Below are 15887 nucleotides of genomic sequence, written 5' to 3'. Positions count from 1 at the left end.
CCACCGCCGCCGGGCCAGTCGTGCACATCGGGGCGAGATAGGGCGCTTGCCTCATAGCCGCTTTCGTCCGAACGTCAACAGGCCAAGGGACACGGCGGCGCGGAAATCCAGGGGAGACCCCGGACATCAAGCGAACCGGCCCGGCTCTCCGACCCGGCGCGATCGGGCGATCTCCGGATCGTAACGTGCAACAGGCGGGATCCAGGCTCCAGTCCTCGACGGTCTCCGGATCGACGAGGAACGGGAGAACCGGATCGGGATCGACGGACGACGCGGACGCAATGCCGTGGGACGCCCAAGACCAGGAGCGCGACAGGACACAGCCGACCGCCCTTTCGGGTTCGCTCGAAACGGCGCTGACGCCGAGGCCCTGACCCGAACGGCCAAGTCCAACCCGGACTTGGCGAGGGGACGAAGAGCACGGGCTTGCCCGCACGCTTCGTCCCCTCGCTCAATTGGGGTTCGATTTCATGAAATCACGCTAGACAGCCGCCGCTCCAGATGCACCCATGAAGTACAGACGGAGACACCCATGCGCTCAGCCCTGTTCGGCCTCGGCCTCGCCCTGACGACGACACCCGCCTTGGCCGAAGGCTCGATCATCAGGCGGCAATCTGCGCCATCGCCCGAACAGGCCTTGCTGCAGATTCCCTCGACCGACATCCGTTGCGACGGCCAGGAGGTTCAGCCGACCTATGCCGATGACCTGCGCGTGGAAACCTCCGGGCCGTCTCGACCGGATCGTGCGCCTGTATCTCTATCCTTCAGTGTGGATGACACCGGCCGCACCCAAGATATTAGCCCGCCTCAAACGGCGACGCCGAGCGACAATCCTGTGATCATCGCCACAGGGATCGCCTCGGAGCAGGAGCAGGCCGCCCTCGCCGCCTGGCGCTTCGACGGCCCTCGTCGTGACTGCACCCTGACCATTGGCTACGCCGCCAAGCCTCTTGTCGAAGCGACGAGGGGCGATCTGCTGCGCTATTTTGCGGTCACGCGCACGCGCGGTCCGATCCGCGACGCCGTCGCCTCACGCCTGGCCGGGCCAGACGCCAATTGCGGCGGCGATCGGCGCGGTGGTCGCTCGCCCCGCGTCGTCAGCTACCCGGACTACAAGATCGGACAACGTCCACCGCCAGGCGGCCGATCCTGGACCGTCGTGCGCTGGGGCGTGGATGGCGACGGGCGATCCGTCGATGTCGAAACCCTGGGCTCGTCCGGCGACACGGCATTCGACGCCGAGACGAGGCGCGCCATCTCGGAAACCGTTCTCGAGGGCGGGGTTCCTCTGAAGGGCTGCGTGTTCAACTTCTACCGCACCGGCGAAAATCTACCCGCGCCAGTGATGGAGCAGACCAGCGACGATCCGCTGCAGAACTGTCCTGCTGAAATCGGCGCGCGGTTCCATGCGCGCGCGGCGCCGGAAACCTACCCGCAAGCCTTCAGGGATCGCGGGATCGAAGGCTGGGCCCGCGTGCGGTTCGACCTCGCCACCTGGGGTCAGGTGGGTAATGTAGGGGTGATCGACGCCCAGCCCGCCGGCGCCTTCGGCGACGGCGGTATTCGTCTGGTTCAGACCAGTCGGGCCGACCCCGCCTTCGAGGCAGGCGTTCGCTGCGTCGTGCCCGTCCGTTACGTCCTTTCCGAAAGCCCGACCGAAACGGCGTCTTCGCCTCCCGACATCGCAGCCGACTGACACCGCGCCTTCCCAAGGCCCCTATCCCCCCGTAAGTCAGGCGCATGACTATGCTGGGGAATCGCCTGCTGACCCGCCGCCGCGCCTTGATCGCGGGCGGTGCGGCCGTGGCGGCGGGGGCTGTGGGGCTTCGGGCCTGCGGGCGGGTCGAGGCGCCGGTGGACGAGCAGGGTCGGGTTCGCTTGCGTTTCGCCACCGACTGGCGCGCCCAGGCCGAGCAGGGCGGCTTCTATCAGGCCCTGGCCAGCGGGGCCTATGAGAAGCGCGGGCTGAACGTCCAGATCGTCCAGGGCGGTCCCGGCGTGAATGTGCCGCAACTGCTGGCCTCGGGCGCCGTCGAACTGGGCATGGGCTCCAACAGCTTCATCCCCCTGAACCTGGTCGCGGCCGGCGCCCCGGTGAAGGCCGTCGCCGCCTTCTTCCAGAAGGACCCCCAGGTTCTAATGGCCCATCCCGATCCGGCGCTGGAGACCATCGCCGACCTGACCGGCCGGCCCTTCCTGCTGGCCGACACGGCGATCGCCACCTTCTGGGTCTGGCTGAAGGCCCGCTACGGCTTCACCGACGAGCAGTTGCGCCCCTTCGCCTATGACCCCGCCGCCTTCATCGCCAACACGCGGGCGGTGCAGCAGGGCTATCTGACCAGCGACCCCTACGCCATCGAACAGGCGGCCGATTTCGACCCGCGCGTCTTCCTGATGGCGGACGAGGGCTATCCCTCCTACGCCGCCATGGTCCTGGCGCCGAACGCCTTCGCCCGCGACAATGCGGCCGCCCTGCGCAGCTTCATCGCCGCCTCGGCCGAGGGCTGGCGCGACTACATCCGGGGCGACGCCTCGGCCGCCGACGCCCTGATCCGCAAGGACAACCCGGACATGACGCAAGCCGTGCTGGACCAGGCCCGCGAGAAGCTGCGCGACTACGCCATCGTCGACGGGGGCGACGCCGCCCTCTACGGCCTGGGCGCCCTGACCGAGGAGCGCTGGCGGGCCTTCTTCGACGTGACCTCCCAGGCCGGCGTCTATGAGGCGGACCTGAACTGGCGCGACGCCTTCACCGACAACTATCTGCCCGGTCGCGGCTGACACGCCTTCGTTGTCGCAACCGACCGTGGCGTTAGCGCGGGATTAAGTGGTCGAACCCTAGTGTGCGGGCTGCAATTCCTTACCGGAGAGCCGCCTTGCGCCGCGCCCTCGCTTTCACGACCCTCCTGACCGCCGCCAGCCTCGTGGCCAGCAGCGCCGTCGCCCAGCAGGCGTCGACCAATCCGTCCGGCCTGCGCTACCTGTCATGGCCGGGCAAGCCGCCGGTCGCCGCCCGATCCGCCCAGAGCCCCGCGCCGAGGCCCGCCGTAACGCAGCCCGAGGCGCCGCAACCGACCGTCGTCGCCGCCAGCCGCACGATCCCCGGCGCCATTCCCCTGGCCCGCCTGTCGCCCGCGCCCTCCGCCGCCACACCGCGCAGCAACGGCCTGACGCCCGCCAGCGCCTGGATGGGCCAACCTGCCCCCGCTCCCGTGCAGTCCGCCCCCGTGCAGTCCGCCCCTGCGCCCTACACCCCCGCGCCTCAGCCGCAGGCGCCCGAGCCGGTCCAGAGCCAACCTCAACCGCAAGCCGAGGTCTCGCCCGCCCCCGCCCCGCAGCAGACGGTCCAGGCGCCCCCCGAACCCCAGCCGGAAGCCCAGCCGCAACCGGCCGAAGCCGCCGCCGTCGCCGACCCCATGGCCCCGCGTCGCGACGCCCCCATCTATCGCCTGCAACGGCCCCAGGCCGGCGTCCCCCTCGACGGCGCCGCCGTCGCAGCCAATCAACAGGCGGCCCAGATGGCCCCGACCGGCGACAACAGCGCCCGCTACTATTCGGTCCACCGCCAGGCCGGCCGTCACCCCGACGCCATCCAGGCCCCGCAGCAGACCTATCTGGACGCCCTGCCGGTCGAGATGACCCAGACGCCGCGCTCGAACGATCTGGCCCAGCCGGACGGCCCGCCCGCCCTGATCCGCAACGCCAACGGCTCCCTGCGCGCCGTGCCCCAGACCGAAGCCGACGACCTGCCATGAACGATCAAGTCGTGATCGAACCTGCCGTGATCGAGGGCTCGCGCCTGCCGCAGCTGATCGCCCTGGCCGGTGAGGAATCCAGCGAGAAACGCCGCCTGCTGCTGCGCGAACTGACCGACCACTTCTTCGGCGTTCCCGACCACAACGCCAACGAGACCGACCTCTATGGCTCGGTCCTGGCCAAGCTGTCCGACGAGATGGAGGTCGCGGTCCGCGCCGAACTGGCCGCCCGTTTCGCCGAGGCGCCCAACGCCCCCCACAACCTGATCCGCCGCTTCGCCGACGACGAGCTGGAGGTCGCCGAACAGGTGCTGCGCGCCTCCAGCGTCCTGACCGACGAAGACCTGATCCACGTCGTGCGCCGGCGCGGTCAGGGTCACCTGCGCGCTGTGTCAGAGCGGGCCACCGTTTCCGAAGCCGTGTCCGACATCATCGTGGAACGCGGCGACGACGACACCCTGGACGCCCTGCTGCGCAACGACGGCGCCCGCCTGTCGCGCGCGGCGTCCGAGACCGCCGTCGAACGCGCCAAGGCCAATCCGGCCCTGCACGCCGCCACGGTCGAGCGCCAGAGCCTGCCCGCCGACCTGCTGAACGAGATGTATTTCGTCGTCGAGGCCCGGCTGCGTCACCAGATCCTGGAACAGAACGCCCGCATGGATCCCGACCTGCTGGAGGCGGCCTTGGCCGCCGGTCGCACCCGGGTCGCCACCGACGACGGCGCCCTGCCCGCCGACTATGCCGAGAACCTGGCCTATGTGGACGAGCTGAAGGCCGCCGGCCAGCTGACGCCCCAGGTGCTGATCCGCTTCCTGCGCTCGAACGGCCGCACGCCCTTCCTGATCGCCCTGTCGAAACTGGCCGACATCGACTTCCACACCGCGCGCGGCATCGTCGAGCGCAAGGACCTGGACGCCCTGTCGGTGGTCTGCAAGGCGGCCGACATGGACCGCGCCGTCTATCTGACCTACGCCGTCGCCGTCTTGGGCTCGGAAGACAATCCGATGGGCAAGGCTGCCGCCTATGGCCGGATGTACGGCGAACTGACCCGCGACGCCGCCCTTCGCACCCTGCGCTTCTGGCGCATGAGACGCACGGCGCAGGCGGCCTGACTGGAATTCTCCCTCCCCTTCATGGGGAGGGACGGCGAGGACATAGTCCGAGCCAGGGTGGGGCAGTCAAAAGCCCGCTCTCGCCTACTCGACCCCACCCCGATCGCTGCGCGATCACCCCTCCCCATAAAGGGGAGGGAGAAAGCAAAAACGCCCGCCTCCTTTCGGAAGCGGGCGTTTTCACACCGAATATATCCGGCTTATTTCTTGGCGCGCGCCGTCGTGGCGGCGCGGGCGGGCTTGCGGCCGCCCTGGCCCAGGCCCATCGACTTGGCCAGTTCCGAACGCGCCTTGGCGTAGTTCGGGGCGACCATCGGATAGTCTTTCGGCAGACCCCATTTGGCGCGGTAATCTTCGGGGCTCATGTCGTATTTGGTGCGCAGGTGGCGCTTCAACGACTTGAACTTGCGACCGTCTTCCAGACAGATCAGGAAATCGGGCGCGATCGACTTGCGGATCGGCACCGCCGGCTCCTTGGGCTCGGGCTCGACCTCGACCGGACCATTGGAAACGCCCGACAGGGCGGCGTGAATATTGGAGATAAGCGCCGGCAGAGCGTCTGCCGAGACGGAGTTGTTGCCGACATAGGCCGACACGATGTCCGCGGTCATCTCCAGCAGTTCGGGCTTATCTTCCATTATCGACATCGCTTTCATGATCCATGTGCGCTCGACTGATTCTCCAGTCGAGTCATCCTCACATCCTGATAGAGTTGTTTTGGCCTGAAAGCAAACACGCGCCAAGGCGGTGCGATATGCACGTAGATGCGCGTATCTCTAGTGGTTAGGATCAGCGGCCGAAGTCTTCGGCCAGCACCATCATCGCCGCGCGCTCGGGCGCCGAATATTCGTCGACAGCATCGTCCTCGCCGTCGCGGATCGCCCGCAACAGGCTGGGCGTCAAAGCCGAAGACAAAGACCAGTTCCAGTATCGCAACACCGTCTGCGCCCGGTCGACCGCCAGCATCTCATAGGTGATCTGCACCCGCTCCCAGTCAGGATGGATCTTGCCGTCCGCCAAGGTCTCTGGCCGACGCATCGAGCGCCACAGATTGGTCAGGTCCACGCGCGACATCCCCGTCGCCTTGCACAGGATCGCCAGCGGCTCCCCGCCCGGATCGCCCAGCAGCTTGGCCCCCGTCAGCGGCTTGACCCCCGCCAGGAAGGCGATCTCCGACGCCGTCTCGCGCGTCAGCCCGTCGCGCGCGGCGACCATGACGGCCTGTTCCAGACTGTCGAACGGGCTCTTTTCAATGGCGGCGCGGTTGCGCTGGCGCCGCTCGATGAACTGCAGCGCCTTGCGCGCCACCGGATCGGCCCAGCCCTCTTCGGCGGCCATGGAGAAGACGTCCTCGGACGCCTCCTGCATGACTTCGCGCGACACGGCGAACCGCTGCAGGATGGTGCGACGATCCTCGGATGCGCACCACCAGAACATGACATAGGCGCCCGACGGCCGAAGCTCTGGCCGTTTCAGCAACAGGCCGCACAAACCCGGCGACTGACGGCTCAGGCCCACCACCGTCTCGATCCCGACCTGCGACAGCCGCGCGGTCCTGTTGCGCAGCACCGCCTCGATCACCTCCATCTCGCCGAAAGAGAACAGGGTCTCGGTGGCGATCTCGGACAGATTGCGCCGCGCCGCGATCAGCAGGCGATGCTCGAAACTGGCGTCCCGCGCACAGCCGACGATGTCGGCGTCGCTCAACGACGCGCATTGTTCGATCAGCAGACCGGAGATCTCCGGCTCGTCGCGCAACAGGATGCGCGCCACGCTGTTGGGCAGTTCAGCCAGCGGCGCCAGCCGCGACGCCACGCGACGCCGCTCCTCGCGCGACGCCAGACGCAGCATCTCGACCAGCAGGTCGCCCGTCACCGCCCGTTCGAAGGCGTTGATCCGGCTGGCGGGAAGCGACACGACATCGGCCAGCCGCTTCAGCAGCGCACGGCGTGCGCGCAGCGGCGTCTCCGGCGTCGCCTCTTCCTCCATCGTGGCTGACAGTTCGCCCATTCGCCCAGTTTAGGCGCCAGCGGTTAACCGGGCGTGAGCCGCCTAAAGTCCTTCGAAAAGCGCCGTCGACAGATAGCGTTCGGCGAAGGACGGGATGATGACCACGATGGTCTTGCCCGCATTCTCGTCCATAGCGGCAAGCCTGAACGCTGCGGTCAGGGCCGCGCCCGAGCTGATGCCGACGGGGATGCCTTCGACGCGGGCGGCCTTGCGCGCCATGTCGAAACTGTCGTCGTTCGAGACCTGCTCGACCCCATCGACCACCGACGGATCATAGATGGCGGGCGTGAAGCCGGCGCCGATGCCCTGGATCTTGTGCGGGCCGGGCGCGCCGCCCGACAGTACGGGCGAGGCCTCCGGCTCGACCGCGATCATCTTGACCGAGGCCTTCTTCGCCTTCAGCGCCTGACCGACGCCCGAGATGGTGCCGCCCGTGCCGACCCCGGCGATGACGATGTCCACCGCCCCGTCCGTGTCGTTCCAGATTTCCTCGGCCGTCGTGACCCGGTGGATGGCGGGGTTGGCCAGGTTCTCGAACTGCGACGGGCTGACCGAGTTCGGCGTCGTCTCCAGCAGTTCCTGAGCGCGCGCAATCGCGCCCTTCATGCCCTTCTCGGCCGGGGTCAGCTCAAGCTGGGCGCCCAGCAGGGCCAGCATCTTGCGCCGTTCGATGGACATGCTCTCGGGCATGCACAGGATCAGCTTCAGCCCCTTGGCGGCGGCGACGAAGGCCAGGGCGATGCCGGTGTTGCCGCTGGTCGGCTCAACCAGGACCGTGTCCGCGTTGATTTTGCCCGCGTCCTGCAACGCCTCGACCATGGCGACCCCGATCCGGTCCTTGACCGAGGCGATGGGGTTGAAGAACTCCAGCTTGGCCAGCACCGTGGCCTTGGCTCCATACTCCGCCGACAGACGCGGCAGCCGCACGATGGGGGTGTCGCCGATGGTGTCGATGATCGAGTCATAGACCTTGCCCCGGCCCTTCTTCAGGTGGCGGGACGCGTCGTAGCTGAAGTCGGTCATGGGGAAGGTCTCCGTGAATCTGTGGCCCGCAAAAGATAAGGCCTCGCTCCACCGCGCAAGGGGGCGAACGCGATCATTTCTGCGCGATCCTTTCAGAGCGGCTAAGTAGGGCTATATGACGCGGTCGCGCGAACCGAGATTTATTCCTTGCCCCACACCCGCCCGCCTTCAGACACTGGCCTGACGCCAGAGATCGCCGAACTGGTCGCGGAGGTGTGGGCCGACACGGCCGCAGAGACCCAGATCCGCATGGACGATCCGGTCGCGCCAAAGGTCGAGGAGACCCCGGCGCCCGAGACCCGATCCACCGCCGACGAGCTGCGCTATCGCCTCAAGCAGCAGTCGCTGCTGGCGCGGTTCGGCGAGGTGGCCCTGCGCGAGCGGGATCGCCAGGCCCTGCTCGACGCCGCCTGCGAGGTTTGCGCCGACGGCCTTGAGACCCCGCTGTCCAAGGTGCTGATCCACAACGAGACCCGCGACCGCCTGGTCCTGGTCGCCGGCGTGGGCTGGAGCGGCGAGGTCGAGGGCCGCGCCTCGCTGGGCGTCGAGCTGGATTCCCCGGCCGGCTACGCCTTCCAGACCGGCAAGCCCCTGATCTCCAACCATCTGGACATCGAAGACCGGTTCAAAACGCCCAAACTGCTGGCCGACCACGGGGTGCGGCGCGCCATCAACGTGCTGATCCGGCCCGAACTGGACGGCGAACCCTGGGGCGTGCTTGAGGTCGACAGCCCCGACGAGGGTCAGTTCGACGCCCGCGACGCCCTGTTCCTGGACGCCTTCGCCGCCGTCGTCGGCGCCGCCATCGCCCGCCAGCAGACCGAGCAGCGGCTTCTGGCCGCCATCGAGCACCAAGCCCTGCTGACGCGCGAGGTCAGCCACCGCGTCAAGAACAGCCTGTCCCTGGTCTCCAGCCTGCTGTCGATGCAGGCGCGCGGCGCCGCGTCCGACGACGTGCGCGCCGCCCTGGCCACGGCCGGCGCGCGCATCCAGGCCATCAGCCAGGTCCACGACCAGCTGTGGCGCGGAGCCGACGTCCAGACCGTGATCCTGTCCGACTTCCTGTGCCAACTGTGCGCGGCCATCGACACCGGCAGCGATCGTCACGTCATCACCTGCGAGGCCTCCGACGCGCCGCTGGGCGCCGACATCGCCATTCCGCTGGGCCTGATCGTCAACGAACTGGTCACCAACGCCATCAAATACGCCTATGGTCCCGACGGCGGAGCCATCGCCGTGACCGGCCGGATCGCGGACGGTCGCCTGACCGTGACGGTGGCGGACCAGGGCAAGGGCTTCGACCTGATCGCCGCCCGCAGCGACCGCAGCCTGGGCATGCGCGTGATCGACAGCCTGGTGCGCCAGATCAGCGGGACCATCGTGAACCAGGCTCAAGGCGAGGGCGTCGGCGCGATCCTGGTGGTCGAGGCCTCGGCGACCTAGGGTCCGGCCCTAGAACTCTTCCCAGCCGTCGGCCTGCACCGTCGGCGCCGGGGCTGCGCCGCCGCGACCGACCGTCTTCATCGCCGTGACCGTGCGCTGTGCGGCGGGTCTCGCGGGGGCCGGGCGCGCGGCCTGGCCTGGAGGCGCCCCGACCTGGAAGCGCGCGACCGCCGCATTCAGGCTGTCGGCCTCCTGCGACAGGGAATGGCTGGCGGCGGTGGATTGCTCGACCATGGCCGCATTCTGCTGGGTCATCTGGTCCATCTGGTTGACGGCCGTATTGACCTCCTGAAGGCCTGTCGCCTGTTCGGCGGCCGAACCCGAGATGTCTGTCACCAGGGTTTCGATCTGGGCGACATGGGCTGCGATCCGCTCCAGGCTGGCCCCGGTTTCGCCGACCAGCCGCACGCCCGATCCCACCTGGTTCGCAGACTGGGTGATCAGGGACTTGATCTCCTTGGCGGCCTGGGCCGACCGTTCCGCCAACGCCCGGACTTCGGAGGCGACGACGGCGAAGCCGCGACCGCTGTCGCCCGCCCGCGCGGCCTCGACCCCGGCGTTCAGGGCCAGGAGGTTGGTCTGGAAGGCGATCTCGTCGATGACGCCGATGATCTGGCCGATCTCGTTAGACGACCGTTCGATCTCGCCCATGGCCGTGATGGCGTCGCGAACGATGTCCCCGCTCTTGTCGGCGTCGCCCCGCGCCGCCTGGACGGCGCCCGCGGCCTGAACGGCGCCGGAAGCGGTCGCCCGCACGGTGGCGGTGATCTGGTCCAAGGCGGCGGCGGTCTCTTCCAGAGACGCAGCCTGCTGCTCGGTGCGGCGCGACAGGTCGTCGGCGGCCTGGGCGATCTCTCCGGCGCCGGCGTTGATGGCCCCGGCGTTGAAGGCGATCGAGCCGATGGCGTCCTGAAGCCCGTCCAGGGCGGCGTTGAAGTTCGACCGCAACTGCTCATAGGCGGCGGGGAATGGCTGGACGATCCGGTAGGTCAGGTCGGCGGCGGCCAGCGCCTCCAGACCCTGGCTCAGGCCGGTCACGACCGTGGTCTGCTCGCGGGCGGTGGCCTGACGCGAGTGCTCGCCGGCGATCCGGTCCTCGTCTTCCTTCAGGCGCTGCTGTTCGGCCTGGGCCGCTTCGGCCTCGGCGCGTTTGACGATCAGGGCCTGAATATCGACCACGGCGCGGGCGATATCGCCGACCTCGTCCTTGCGCCGCGCCTCGCTCAGTTGCACCTCGGTCTTGCCCTGGGCCATGGCGCGCAGGTCTGCGGTCAACCGCCGGATCGGCGCGACCACGCCGCGCGTCCCGCCCAGGATCAGGCCCAGGCTGATCAGCAGGCTCAGGATCATGGCCCCGATCATGACCATTCGCCCTCTGGCCGCCGACGCCTCTGCGGCATCGTGGTTGCGCAGGGCCTCGGCCTCGATCTTGTCGGCCGCCGCGCCCATCGCGGTCTCCAGCGTCGTGAACTGCGTCAGAAAGTCGGGCATCAGCCGCTGCGCCTCGGCGGTATCTCGCCCGGCGGCGTCGATCACATTGCCCGCCGCCTCGACATAGATCGCCAAGGGCGCGTCCACCGACTCCAGGGCCGCCTTGATATCCGGGTCCGTCACCAGGGCGGTGTTTTCCGCCACCGACTTTTCGAAGATCGCGCGGTGTTCGACCAGGGCTGCTCGAACATCGTCCAGCGCGACGCCGTTGGCCGGATCGGACGACAGCAAGGCCGCGAACGCGTCCGCCCGCAAGGCGTCGTGCATCATGTCGGCCTGCATGTGATTGCGCAGAATGTTGGAAGACGTCGAAGCCCGGTCCAGGGCCGCGCCCAACTGGGTGTTCATCATCAGACCGACCCCGGCCGTGCCGACGGAAAGCAGCAAAACGCCGATGCCGGTCGCCGTCACCTTCTTGCCGATCGTCCAGATCATCGTCTTTATCCCCAACGCCCCATCGCGAAACACTGGTACATGAATTCTGGTTAACGGATTCTTTGCCTTGGTATTCAGCGCGTAAGCGCGATATTCATCTTCTCGCATTACACCGGTCTGCAACATAGAACGGATGTATGGCCATGCAGAACGCTAAGCCCAGGATCACCACCCCCCTTTTCGCAGCGGCCGCCCTTGGCGCCTTCTGCATCGCCGGACCGGCCGCCGCCCGCGTCGCCGATCCAGCCTGGACGGTGTCGGCGGAGTACACGGCCGACGTTTCCGGCGTGGTCTCGGGCGGCGTCTCGCGCGCCGGCCGCTATCTGGACAATCTGTTGGTCGCGCTGGACGGCGACCTGGAACAGGCCGTCGGCTGGCGCGGCGCGCGGCTCCATATGTCGGGCCTCTACAACGGCGGCGGCGAGCCGAACGCTCTCGCCGGGACCCTGCAGGGCGTCGACAATATCGAGGTGGGCGCCCAGGGCGCGCGACTGTTCGAGGCCTGGATCGAACAGGACCTGGGCGGATCGGCCTCGCTGTTGGCGGGCCTGTATGACCTCAACAGCGAATTCTACGCCACCGAGGCGTCCGGCCTGCTGATCGCACCGCCGTTCGGGATCGGGTCGGAACTGGCCTCGACCGGCCCCAACGGCCCGGCCATCTTCCCGTCGTCATCGCTGGCGGCGCGGCTTCGCGTGGGCGACAGCGACGCGCTGTATGGCCAGGTCGCGGTCGTCAACGCCGACGCCCGGACCCTGGGCGACCACGGCGGGGTGGACACCACCCTTGATCAAGGCGTGCTGGGCATCGCCGAGGCAGGCGTGGGCGGCCCCGTCCGCTATGCGCTCGGCGTCTGGCGCTACGACCAGCGTCAGGAGGACATCCGCGACCTGACCCCCGCCGGCGACCCCGACCACAGCCGGGCCCAGGGCGCCTATGCGCTCGCCGAGGGCCGCCTCTACGGCGCCGCCGCCCCGGACGGACCCCAGATCGACGCCTTCGCCCGCCTGGGCCTTTCGGACGGCGACACGACGGATTTCAAGGGCGGCTGGCAGGCCGGCGTCCTGATTCGCCAAATCTTCGCGTCACGGCCTGAGGGTCAACTGTCTTTCGGCCTCCACCAGGGATGGCTGTCGGACAAGGCCCGCGCCAATTTCGCCGACGCCGGCCTGGATCCCGCCCGCCACGAAGAGGGACTGGAACTGACCTATGCCGACACCATCGGCCGGTTCGGCATCCAGCCCGACATCCAGTTGATCCGCAATCCCGGCGGTCTGCGCGACGCCGACGATGTCGTGGTCGTGTCGTTGCGCGTCACCGTGCCCCTGTTCTGAGGCCTCAACGCTCCAGCACGGCGCGCGCGGGATCGAAGCCGACCACCTCGCGGATCACGATCATGCTCTTGAAGCCGCGCACGCCCTTTTCGGGGATCAGTTCGCGGATGCCGAAGGCCTCGTAGTCCTGCATCGAGCGGACGGCGACGGTCAGCAGATAGTCGGTCTCGCCCGTCACGTCCCAGGCGCCCTGGACCTCGGGACTGGCCTTCATGGCGCGCTGAAAGTCGTCCATCACCTTGCGGTCCTGGGTGTTCATCTCGACCTGGACATGCAGGACGATGCGCGGCTCGACCCTGGCCGGATCGATCACGGCGACGTCAGCGGCGATGACCCCTTCCGCCCGTAGACGACGCAGCCGACGCAGCACGGCGGATTCCGACAGGCCCACCGCCTCGGCCGTCACCCGCGCCGGTTCCAGATTGTTGCGCCGGACCCGCACCAGCAGCCGATGGTCGAAATCGTCGAGAGTGACGAAATTCGTCATTGCATGGCCTTTCGTGACGATTTCCGGCGCATTCAAGCGGAAAATCGCCGGGAAGCGCAAGCGGGATTCGGCTACTCATCGGACATGACTTCCGTGGCCCTGAAATCGCACCTGACCTCGCCCTTCGCGATGCGCGTCATCCCCTATCTGGCGCTGTTCGCGGGCATGGTGACGCTGGCGGGCGGCACCTCCTTCGCCAAGACCCTGTTCCCGATCATCGGGGCGGAGGGGACGTCGGCCTATCGCGTCGGCGTCTCGGCCCTGGTGCTGGTCGCTGTGTTCCGGCCGTGGCGGTTCCGTCTGGGCCGCGCGGACCTGGGGGCCATCGCCCTGTATGGCGTCGTTCTGGGGGCGATGAACCTCAGCTTCTACATGTCGCTGCGCACCATTCCGCTGGGCCTGGCCATCGCCATCGAGTTCATGGGGCCGCTGACCCTGGCCCTGATCCATTCGCGCAAGCCCATCCATTTCGTCTGCATCGGCTTTGCGGTCGTGGGCCTGGGCCTGCTGCTGCCACTGAAGGCGGGGGCCGGGGCGCTGGACCCGGTCGGCATGGCCCTGGCGGCCTTCGCCGGCCTGTGCTGGGCGCTGTACATCGTGTTCGGCAAGCGGCTGTCGCACATCCATGCGGGCCAGTCGGTGGCGCTCGGCATGACGGTCGCGGCGTTCGTCGTCGTGCCGTTCGGCGTGGCCCATGCGGGTGCGGCCCTGTTAAACCCGGCCATCATCCTGGCCGGCGTGGCGGTCGCGATCTTCTCCAGCGCCCTGCCCTATTCGCTGGAGATGGTCGCCCTGCGCAGCATCCCCAAACGCACCTTCGGCGTGGTGCTCAGCGCCGAACCGGCGGTCGGCGCCCTGGCCGGCCTGCTGATCCTGCACGAACACCTGACCGGCCAGCAATGGCTCGCCATCGCCGCCATCGTCGTGGCCTCGGTCGGGGCCATCGCGACGACGCGCGAACCGAAGGTGGGGCCGGAGCCGGTTTAGGCCGTCACTCACACCGCTCGCTCCCCCACACCCCTCACCGTCATCCTAGGGCTTGTCCCTAGGATCCAGACTCCCGGTATTCGAACGGGGCGCACACTGGGCACGCACCGGGAGTCTGGATCCTCGCCACAAGGGCGAGGATGACGGGAGTGAGAGGGGCGCGGGCCCCCCCTCAGAACTCTTCCCAGTCCTGGGCCGGCGCCGACGCAGCCGCCCCGCCTCCCGCATAGGCGCGGATGCGGGCCCGTTCGCGGGCCAGGGGAACCGGGCCAGCTGCCTGCGACAGGTCGTGGACCCGCGTCTGCGCCGGCGCCTCGCCCGTGTCGAACCGTTCGACCAGCTGGGCCAGTTGCTCGGTCTCGGTCTTCAGGCTCATGGCGGCGGCCGTGGTTTGCTCGACCATCGCCGCATTCTGTTGCGTCACCTGGTCCATCTGGTTGACGGCGCTGTTGACCTCGCCGAGGCCGGTCGCCTGTTCCTGGGCCGAGGCCGCGATCTCGCTGATCAGGGCGTCCATCTCCGCCACCTTGACCGCGATGGCCGACAGGGCCGACCCCGTCTCGTTGACCAGGTTCACCCCTTGCGCCACCTCCTGGCCCGAGGTGGTGATCAGGGTCTTGATCTGTTTCGCGGCCTCGGCGGACCGCTGCGCCAGCGCCCGCACCTCGGACGCGACCACCGCGAAACCGCGTCCCATTTCGCCCGCCCGCGCCGCCTCGACCCCGGCGTTCAGGGCCAGCAGATTGGTCTGGAAGGCGATCTCGTCGATCACGCCGATGATGTCGCTGATCTGGGTCGAGCTGCGCTTGATGCCGTCCATTGCGGCGATGGCCTGACGCACCACCTCGCCCGAGCGGTCGGCCTCCGCCCGTGCGCCGACGGCGGCCGATGAGGCCTGTCTGGCGCCGTCCGCGCTGCGTTTCACCGTGGCGGTGATCTGGTCCAGAGCCGCAGCCGTCTCTTCCAGGCTGGCGGCCTGCTGTTCGGTGCGGCGCGACAGGTCGTCGGACGCACTGGAGATTTCGCTGACCCCGCCCCTCAGGCCTGCGACGGCCTGCAACGCCTGACCCAGGGTCTGACGCAGGCTTTCGACGGCCGCGTTATAGTCGTCGCGCACCCGGATATGCGCGCCCTGCACCGGCGCATCGATCCGCGCCGTCAGGTCGCCCGCCGACAGCCGCGCCAGGGCGCCGGCCAGGGCCTCGACCAACAGGTTCTGCGCCTGCTCCGCCTCGATCCGTTGCGTCTCTCGGCGCGCGGCCTCCTGCTCCTCGGCGGTGATGTCGATGGCCAGCTTGATCACTTTTACGGGCCGTCCGTCGGGACCGAAGACCGGGTTGTAGGAGGCCTGCAGCCAGACCTCGCGCCCGCCCTTGGCCAGCCGCCGGAATTTGCGCGCCAGAAACTGGCCCGCGTTCAACTCGCGCCAGAAGGCCGCGTAGTCAGGCGACGCCACCCTTTCCGGGTCCACGAACAGACGGTGATGGACGCCGCGGATTTCCTCCAGCGTGTACCCCATCGTTTCCGTAAAGTTCTGGTTGGCGTCGATGATGGTGCCGTCCAGATTGAACTCGATCACCGCTTGGGACCGGCCGATGGCGGCCATCTTGCTGTCCAGATCGATCAGCCGGTTCTGCAAATCCGATGATTTAGGTTTACGCGCGAACATAGGCACAACCTCTTCGCAATCGGCCGGCCCCCGCCCGCCTCGGTTGCAAGATTAACATCCTAATTGGTTGCCAAACCGTTTCTCGCCTGAGTTGCAAGCGAGACGCAAAAACCACCCTTTTGTGCACTGCATTCAAAGCCG

Annotated in this window: 13 protein-coding genes; 7 read left to right on the top strand and 6 right to left on the bottom strand. The window is 68.2% G+C overall.

All coding sequences use genetic code 11. The annotated features are described in order from the left end of the window. Positions 1–532 precede the first annotated feature (532 nt). The 4 genes from ACP693_RS05740 to ACP693_RS05725 all read left to right on the top strand — a co-directional run bounded on the left by ACP693_RS05740 (position 533) and on the right by ACP693_RS05725 (position 4867). Positions 533–1696, top strand: a complete 1164-nt coding sequence (locus ACP693_RS05740; protein WP_426018242.1) for a TonB family protein — start codon at positions 533–535, stop codon at positions 1694–1696. A gap of 44 nt (positions 1697–1740) precedes the next feature. Then, positions 1741–2781 (top strand): ABC transporter substrate-binding protein, encoded by a 1041-nt coding sequence (locus tag ACP693_RS05735; RefSeq protein ID WP_426018243.1) that lies wholly within the window; start codon positions 1741–1743, stop codon positions 2779–2781. A 95-nt stretch (positions 2782–2876) separates the two neighbouring features. Further along, a complete protein-coding gene (locus ACP693_RS05730; protein ID WP_426018244.1) occupies positions 2877–3755 on the top strand; it encodes a hypothetical protein in 879 nt (292 codons plus the stop codon). Then, positions 3752–4867 carry a DUF2336 domain-containing protein gene (locus tag ACP693_RS05725; RefSeq protein ID WP_426018246.1) on the top strand — a complete coding sequence of 372 codons (1116 nt, stop codon included), beginning with the start codon at positions 3752–3754 and terminating at the stop codon, positions 4865–4867. Before ACP693_RS05730 ends, ACP693_RS05725 begins: the two co-directional genes overlap by 4 nt. Before the next feature lie 200 nt (positions 4868–5067). Here ACP693_RS05725 and ACP693_RS05720 read toward each other — a convergent pair whose 3' ends face one another. The 3 genes from ACP693_RS05720 to cysK form a co-directional block, all read right to left on the bottom strand. Continuing rightward, on the bottom strand, positions 5068–5505 hold the full coding sequence (locus ACP693_RS05720; RefSeq protein ID WP_425985720.1) for a MucR family transcriptional regulator: 438 nt from the start codon (positions 5503–5505) through the stop codon (positions 5068–5070). Between the two features lie 151 nt (positions 5506–5656). After that, positions 5657–6877, bottom strand: coding sequence for a DUF2336 domain-containing protein (locus tag ACP693_RS05715; RefSeq protein WP_426018247.1), 1221 nt, complete (start codon positions 6875–6877; stop codon positions 5657–5659). A gap of 42 nt (positions 6878–6919) precedes the next feature. Beyond that, entirely contained in the window at positions 6920–7900 is a 981-nt protein-coding gene (cysK, locus tag ACP693_RS05710; protein ID WP_426018250.1) for a cysteine synthase A, read from the bottom strand. Positions 7901–8047: 147 nt separating this feature from the next. On the opposite strand from cysK, the gene ACP693_RS05705 reads away from it, so the two are divergent. After that, entirely contained in the window at positions 8048–9343 is a 1296-nt protein-coding gene (locus ACP693_RS05705) for a sensor histidine kinase (RefSeq protein ID WP_426018253.1), read from the top strand. 9 nt (positions 9344–9352) lie between these two features. Here the strand turns inward: ACP693_RS05705 and ACP693_RS05700 are convergent, their stop codons facing one another. After that, positions 9353–11269, bottom strand: coding sequence for a methyl-accepting chemotaxis protein (locus tag ACP693_RS05700; protein WP_426018255.1), 1917 nt, complete (start codon positions 11267–11269; stop codon positions 9353–9355). A gap of 143 nt (positions 11270–11412) precedes the next feature. Between ACP693_RS05700 and ACP693_RS05695 the strand changes: the two genes are divergently transcribed. Then, positions 11413–12603: a carbohydrate porin gene (locus ACP693_RS05695; RefSeq protein ID WP_426018257.1), complete on the top strand. Its 1191-nt coding sequence runs from the start codon at positions 11413–11415 to the stop codon at positions 12601–12603. Positions 12604–12607: 4 nt separating this feature from the next. Here ACP693_RS05695 and ACP693_RS05690 read toward each other — a convergent pair whose 3' ends face one another. Next, positions 12608–13090 carry an Lrp/AsnC family transcriptional regulator gene (locus ACP693_RS05690; protein WP_426018259.1) on the bottom strand — a complete coding sequence of 161 codons (483 nt, stop codon included), beginning with the start codon at positions 13088–13090 and terminating at the stop codon, positions 12608–12610. 84 nt (positions 13091–13174) lie between these two features. Between ACP693_RS05690 and ACP693_RS05685 the strand changes: the two genes are divergently transcribed. Then, positions 13175–14077: an EamA family transporter gene (locus ACP693_RS05685; RefSeq protein ID WP_426018261.1), complete on the top strand. Its 903-nt coding sequence runs from the start codon at positions 13175–13177 to the stop codon at positions 14075–14077. 172 nt (positions 14078–14249) lie between these two features. On the opposite strand, the gene ACP693_RS05680 is transcribed toward ACP693_RS05685, so the two are convergent. Continuing rightward, positions 14250–15746, bottom strand: coding sequence for a methyl-accepting chemotaxis protein (locus tag ACP693_RS05680; RefSeq protein ID WP_426018263.1), 1497 nt, complete (start codon positions 15744–15746; stop codon positions 14250–14252). Between the last annotated feature and the right edge of the window lie 141 nt (positions 15747–15887).

It is taken from the genome of Brevundimonas sp. TWP1-3 (assembly GCF_049896085.1).
Lineage (GTDB): Bacteria > Pseudomonadota > Alphaproteobacteria > Caulobacterales > Caulobacteraceae > Brevundimonas.
The sequence above is the reverse complement of the archived record's forward strand: the minus strand, read 5'-3'. Positions and strand labels throughout refer to the sequence as shown.

Coding starts and splice junctions, on each gene's coding strand:
- ACP693_RS05685 (WP_426018261.1), top strand. CDS start 13,175: ATGACTTCCGTGGCCCTGAAATCGCACCTGACCTCGCCCTTCGCGATG.
- ACP693_RS05740 (WP_426018242.1), top strand. CDS start 533: ATGCGCTCAGCCCTGTTCGGCCTCGGCCTCGCCCTGACGACGACACCC.
- ACP693_RS05690 (WP_426018259.1), bottom strand. CDS start 13,090: ATGACGAATTTCGTCACTCTCGACGATTTCGACCATCGGCTGCTGGTG.
- ACP693_RS05695 (WP_426018257.1), top strand. CDS start 11,413: ATGCAGAACGCTAAGCCCAGGATCACCACCCCCCTTTTCGCAGCGGCC.
- cysK (WP_426018250.1), bottom strand. CDS start 7,900: ATGACCGACTTCAGCTACGACGCGTCCCGCCACCTGAAGAAGGGCCGG.
- ACP693_RS05735 (WP_426018243.1), top strand. CDS start 1,741: ATGACTATGCTGGGGAATCGCCTGCTGACCCGCCGCCGCGCCTTGATC.
- ACP693_RS05715 (WP_426018247.1), bottom strand. CDS start 6,877: ATGGGCGAACTGTCAGCCACGATGGAGGAAGAGGCGACGCCGGAGACG.
- ACP693_RS05725 (WP_426018246.1), top strand. CDS start 3,752: ATGAACGATCAAGTCGTGATCGAACCTGCCGTGATCGAGGGCTCGCGC.
- ACP693_RS05700 (WP_426018255.1), bottom strand. CDS start 11,269: ATGATCTGGACGATCGGCAAGAAGGTGACGGCGACCGGCATCGGCGTT.
- ACP693_RS05720 (WP_425985720.1), bottom strand. CDS start 5,505: ATGGAAGATAAGCCCGAACTGCTGGAGATGACCGCGGACATCGTGTCG.
- ACP693_RS05680 (WP_426018263.1), bottom strand. CDS start 15,746: ATGTTCGCGCGTAAACCTAAATCATCGGATTTGCAGAACCGGCTGATC.